Here is a 5,441-nt window from a genome sequence, read left to right on the forward strand (position 1 = left end):
TGTTTCCCGTGGGTCATAGGTGATTTCAATACCCTCGGCATGACCGGGATGGTTTCGGTAGGTGGGATTCTCATTGTCCCCACCCAAATATCCCACTTCGGTATCCCTCACTCCGGGCCGTACCCTAAAAAGATCTTCCATGCCCCAGAAACAGCCTCCTGCGATATATGCTTTTTTGTAATTGCTCATTGTATTGTTGTTTTAAATGTTATGTTATTTTACCAAATGCGTTGGGACCGATTAGAATCTTGTCAAACTTGATATCTCGATTAAGAACTACAGGACAACATGGAACAGCCTACCTTATTCCGTGCCCACTCCGGGCGCTTGGCGAACCATTTTTCGTTTTCCGGCTGTTCTGCATACGGGAGTTTCAATAGATTGAACAGTTCTTCAATATCCGAATAATCACCATGGTCGGCGGCATCTATGGCCAATTGCGCCATATAGTTCCGCAGTACATATTTCGGATTAACGGTGTTCATGACCGTTTTCCGCTCATGGTCATTACGTGTCTCTTTCTTCAGGCGATCCAGGTAGTTCGCGAACCAGCCCTTCCATGCCTCTACAAGGTTGCCCGTAATTTCACTTGGACTATAGAAAGCATCCGCAATAACGGATAGTCCATTGGCCTTTGCATCCTTTTCAAAATTCATATCCTTTTCAAAATTTGCCAGATTCCTGAAGAAGATAGTCATGTCCGTTTCGGAACGCTGCAGTACGTTTTCGAGTTCATCAATCAATTTCGCATCCTTTTTATCCTCTTCAACCAAACCTAGTTTCGACTTCATCATGGTCAAATGGGCATTACCCAATCCATCCCTGAAATTTTTCAGGATCAATTCCAAGGGTTCGGTGTCCCCGATAAGGGGATACAGCGCATTGGCCAACTGGAAAAGGTTCCACAGCACTACTTGCGGCTGCGAACCGTATCGGTATCGTTTTTGTCCGCTATCGGTCGTATTAGGGGTCCAACCCCTGTCATATCCCTCCAACCATCCGTACGGGCCATAATCGATCGTTAGTCCTAAAATGGACATATTATCGGTATTCATAACGCCGTGGACAAAGCCTACGCGCTGCCAATGCATGACCATATCCAAACTTTTCTCCACTATTTCCTTAAAAAATTGGATATAGGTCTCTTTGGATGGTTCGCCCAAATGATCATAATGGTGTTCGATGGTATAATCGACAAGCGTCCGTAAGGTTTCCGTGTCTTTTCGGGCCGCAAAAATTTCATAGCTTCCGAAGCGCAGGAAAGAGGGGGCGACCCGACATACGATGGCCCCTTTTTCGTAATCGGGATTGCCGTTGTACATAACATCGCGCAGTACCTGGTCGCCCGAAAGTGCCAAGGAAAGGGCTCTGGTAGTAGGCACGCCCAAATGGTACATGGCCTCGCTACACAGGTATTCACGTATGGATGAGCGCAGCACCGCAAGGCCATCCGCTGTTCTGGAGTAAGGGGTTTCGCCCGCACCTTTCAGTTGAAGCGCCCAAGATTTGCCTTTATGTTCGACCTCCGCCAAATTGATGGCACGGCCATCGCCCAACTGTCCGGCCCAGTTCCCGAATTGATGCCCGCCATAGCACATCGCATAGGGATTCGTGTGGGGCAGTACCTCGTTTCCCGTAAACACATTTAAAAATGCATCACTTTCCGCATCTTTTTCCCTTAGGCCCAATGCGTTCAGCATTTCAGGGGATACATGAAGCATCGTTGGCTTTGCCGTTTTCTTGGGTTTCACAAATGAGAAACAGGCGTTGGGTACCTGCCGTCTGATATTTTGCGTTATTGGGTCGGCGGGAAGTTCTTGGTTGAACCTGTCCTTTATATTTAGGTTTGAAATCAAAATCGTATTCTTTTTTTTCCTGATCCATCCTTTTCGATTAAACTTTTTTGCAAAGATGGGGAATATTTAAAAATCGGAAAAATAGCTTTCGCAAAGGCCGGAATTCCTGTTGTTTCAGTTCCCAAAATTACAACCTTTCGGGTATAGGTAAGGAATATTCGAGCGATCAAAGTAGGTTTGAAATCCACTGCGGAACGATGGCTCAATAAAACATTAAGAGGGTTGCGCCAATAGAATAAACTGCCCGGTGATATTCGTATCGCTTTGTTCATGTTCCAGAATTCTGACACTTTGAAAGAGCAGGGATTGTAGTTCTTGAAAGGAATTCGGTTTTTGTAAATAATGGTCGGCGCCGTCTTCCTTCAGTTGATTCACTTCCCTTTCATGATAGGAAGTAGAATACACGATAATCTTTACCTTGGCGAATTGGGGAAAGCTACGGATATCTGTCAAACATTCGAAACCGTCCATTAGAGGCATGTGCAGATCAAGAAAAACTGCATCCGGAAGGGGTTCTTTAGAAAAGAGAGCGTCCATTAAATCCACTCCGTTACTGAATTCCCTCACTTCGGTCAGCACGGGAACCTCTTCCAAAGCTTCTATAAAAAATTCTCGGTCATCGGCATCGTCATCTGCAAGATATAAAGTAAGCTTTTCCATATAGATATTTCCTTAAGTATGGAATAAAATTAGCGGGATCTAATGGCAAACGTTGCGCCTATTCCATCCGAAATTGACCCAAAAAAGTAAATCATGTATTTTTTGGAAAGCAAATTCCAAGGAGTTTTTCCTTTCGAGATAGTCAAAATTCGATTTTGAACGATGGGCTTACTTCGAGGTAATTTGGAACTACTGTCTTTTGGGATAGTAATTGGTTCGTTCGAGAACAGGGTGCAGAAGATGGAAGGTTGGCTTTCAAGCGTCGGCTTTTTTACTTTTGACCAACTGCCGTACGGCGGCCCATTGTTTCAACATATCCCTTGCATCCTGTGCCGGGTAGCCCAACACAGTCTTTCCCGCTTCCACATTGTTCATGACCCCGGAGCCTGCACCAACCGTAGCACCGGAATGTATGGTGGTGTGGTCTTTTATAGAGGCACTTCCCCCTATCATAACACCATCGCCCAAGGTAACAGAACCTGCAAGACCGCTATGCCCCGCCATGATACAAGAACGGCCCATAATACTATTGTGCGCTATTTGAACCAGGTTGTCGATTTTACAGCCGTCACCAACGATAGTGGAACTGAATTTTGCCCTATCAACACATGAATTGGCACCGATTTCGACATAATGCCCGATAATGACATTGCCTATCTGTGGTATCTTGACCAGGCCTTTGCCATCGTCGCTGGGCCGATATCCAAAGCCGTCAGCCCCGATACTTACATTGGTATGAAAAATACAGTAACTGCCAACAATACAGCGTTCACGGATAACGGTACCTGACCAAACGATAGTGCCCTCGCCGATGAGACTGTCGTCGAACACGCAAACATTCGGATATAGGATTACATCCTTCCCTAAAACAACATCTTTGCCCACATAGCAATTGGCGCCTATTTTGCATCCGTCACCAATTTCTGCGGATGCATGTACCACTGCCGTGGGATGTATGTCAGTTTCAAAAACAGGTGTCGGGGGATTAAAAAGCGCCAGTATTTCCGCCATGGCCAAGTCGACATTTTTTACTTTGATCAAAGCACGGTTGTGGCCAGGCTCCATATCTAAATTAAGATCGATAAGTGCGGCACAGGCTTTTGATGCGGCCCAAAATTTTACGTATTTGGTGTTGCCTATAAAGGTGATGTGATTGCTGCCTGCTTTTTGTATTTCCTCAGGTCCTTCGATGCTTTGGTCGGTGTCACCTATGAGTTCGCCTTCTAAAATGTCATTGATTTCCTTTAGGGTGTATGATGCCATGAATGCCTGTATTGATTATTCGATTGCGGAGTACAAAGATAGTATTGGAGCTTGTTGTCAGGGTGCCCCAATACCTTTTCTGATGGACCTATTGCGTTCGACAAGGTAACAATTAATTGAGCACTTTGATAATCAATTGTTAAGAACTGTGCAATGATTGATCGGATTTTAGTTTTTAGTGAGGAATTGGAACACTAAAAATCAAAACTAATCGATGATTTGATGTAGGGTAGTTGTCTCTCAGACAAGTTTTCTAAGGGATATCTTAAGCGTGATCTTGTTACGCGTAATCTTGGATGTCCCATTTTTATTTTTGGGATTCAAAGTCACCTCCGAATGTAATTCTTCTTCAACCTCGGTCGTCCAACGTATTTTTCACGGTCCTGAAAGTGGATTCGTAGCTTTTTTTCAAAAGGGTATCAACATCCATGCTTGCCCAGTAGTCTTTGTTGAAAAGCTCTACCGAAAGGCCTCCCCTAAACCCGGAGGCGTACAGTTTGGGAAGGATTTCGTCGAACGGACAGATCCCTTCCCCCGGCAATACCCTGTCGGCATCGGTTAGTTTATCGCTGCTCGGGGTGGCCGGATAATCGTTTATATGGATAACCGGCAGGCGGGCTCCGTTCAGCAGGTCCAACGTTTCCCACGAGTTCCCGCCCCGGTAAATGTGGTAAAAATCCAGCAGTATTGCGGCATCGGGGTGTGCTGTGCCTATGGCGATTTTTGCGCAATCGGCCAATTTGTGTAGGGCGCCCATGCCCCAGAGTTCCAACAAGGGGGTTACCGTGGTTTCGGACTTGAGGTCAAGAATGGCGGAATAGCGTTCGATATAGGCATCGAATTTCGCTGGGTCCAGCGTTTTAAGACTTAACACAGGCGCAGCAATATATTTACCGCCCAATTCGGCGGTCAGCAACATCTCTTTCCGAAGCTGTGCAACTGCTTTTTTTCTTTCCCCGGCATCATCGCTGCACCAAGGCGAAAAACCGATCATATCTTCTAAGATCAAATTTCCCGTTTGAAGTTTTTGCCGTAGTATAGCCGTAGTACCCCCACTTTCTAAATAGGATTTGACATCGCGCATCCAAAGCTCTATCCCGTCGAAACCGGTCGCGGCTACCTTGTCGATCTGTTGGTCGACCGGTAGTTTATAGGCGGATATCGTTGAGGTGTTCAGGCTTATTCGAAAGGGTAGTTTTTGACGGATTTCGGCTCCGTATCCGGCTGGGGAATTGGCCCACGTTGGGGCGAAGGAATAACCGGCCATGGCCGCCACGGACCCCTTTATGCTGGTAGTCAAGGCCTTTCTTCGGGTGATTTTGTTTGGCATAGGGATACTATTTTAAGGGATAAATATAAGAACCTGTCCTGACTTTTTTACTTGGAAATTGCCATTCTTCCAAATTTTTACTTGGAAAACTGCCATTCTTTCAAATTCGAAAATTGAATTCAGGTCCAACTACTTCAATGATATACACGTATTGCATACCTAACACCATGACGTAATTTTGTTATAATTAGAATCATTGGTGTCCGATAAAAAAAGCCTCAAATATTGAGGCTTTCTTCGTATAGTTGTTTTATTGTACCACCAATAATCCAACTATGAGCAAAAATAGTAATTTCTTCGGACAGCCGATCTTCAGTCAGCTTATAAATCTT

Annotated in this window: 5 protein-coding genes; all 5 read right to left on the bottom strand. The window is 45.2% G+C overall.

Features of this window, described 5'->3' with window-relative positions; translation table 11 throughout:
- Positions 1 to 189, bottom strand: a 189-nt coding sequence (locus ACEW8S_RS15595; RefSeq protein ID WP_373519053.1) for a peptide-methionine (S)-S-oxide reductase, incomplete at its 3' end; no start/stop codon positions are given.
- 80 nt (positions 190 to 269) lie between these two features.
- Positions 270 to 1,856 (bottom strand): YdiU family protein, encoded by a 1,587-nt coding sequence (locus ACEW8S_RS15600; protein ID WP_373519054.1) that lies wholly within the window; start codon positions 1,854 to 1,856, stop codon positions 270 to 272.
- A gap of 213 nt (positions 1,857 to 2,069) precedes the next feature.
- Positions 2,070 to 2,516, bottom strand: a complete 447-nt coding sequence (locus ACEW8S_RS15605; RefSeq protein WP_373519055.1) for a response regulator — start codon at positions 2,514 to 2,516, stop codon at positions 2,070 to 2,072.
- Between the two features lie 255 nt (positions 2,517 to 2,771).
- Positions 2,772 to 3,779 (bottom strand): UDP-3-O-(3-hydroxymyristoyl)glucosamine N-acyltransferase, encoded by a 1,008-nt coding sequence (gene lpxD, locus ACEW8S_RS15610; protein WP_373519056.1) that lies wholly within the window; start codon positions 3,777 to 3,779, stop codon positions 2,772 to 2,774.
- A 349-nt stretch (positions 3,780 to 4,128) separates the two neighbouring features.
- Complete coding sequence (locus tag ACEW8S_RS15615; RefSeq protein WP_373519057.1) at positions 4,129 to 5,109, bottom strand: sugar phosphate isomerase/epimerase family protein; 981 nt, start codon at positions 5,107 to 5,109, stop codon at positions 4,129 to 4,131.
- Positions 5,110 to 5,441 lie beyond the last annotated feature (332 nt).

The sequence above is a fragment of the Pricia sp. genome, from assembly GCF_041745955.1.
Taxonomy (GTDB): Bacteria; Bacteroidota; Bacteroidia; order Flavobacteriales; family Flavobacteriaceae; genus Pricia.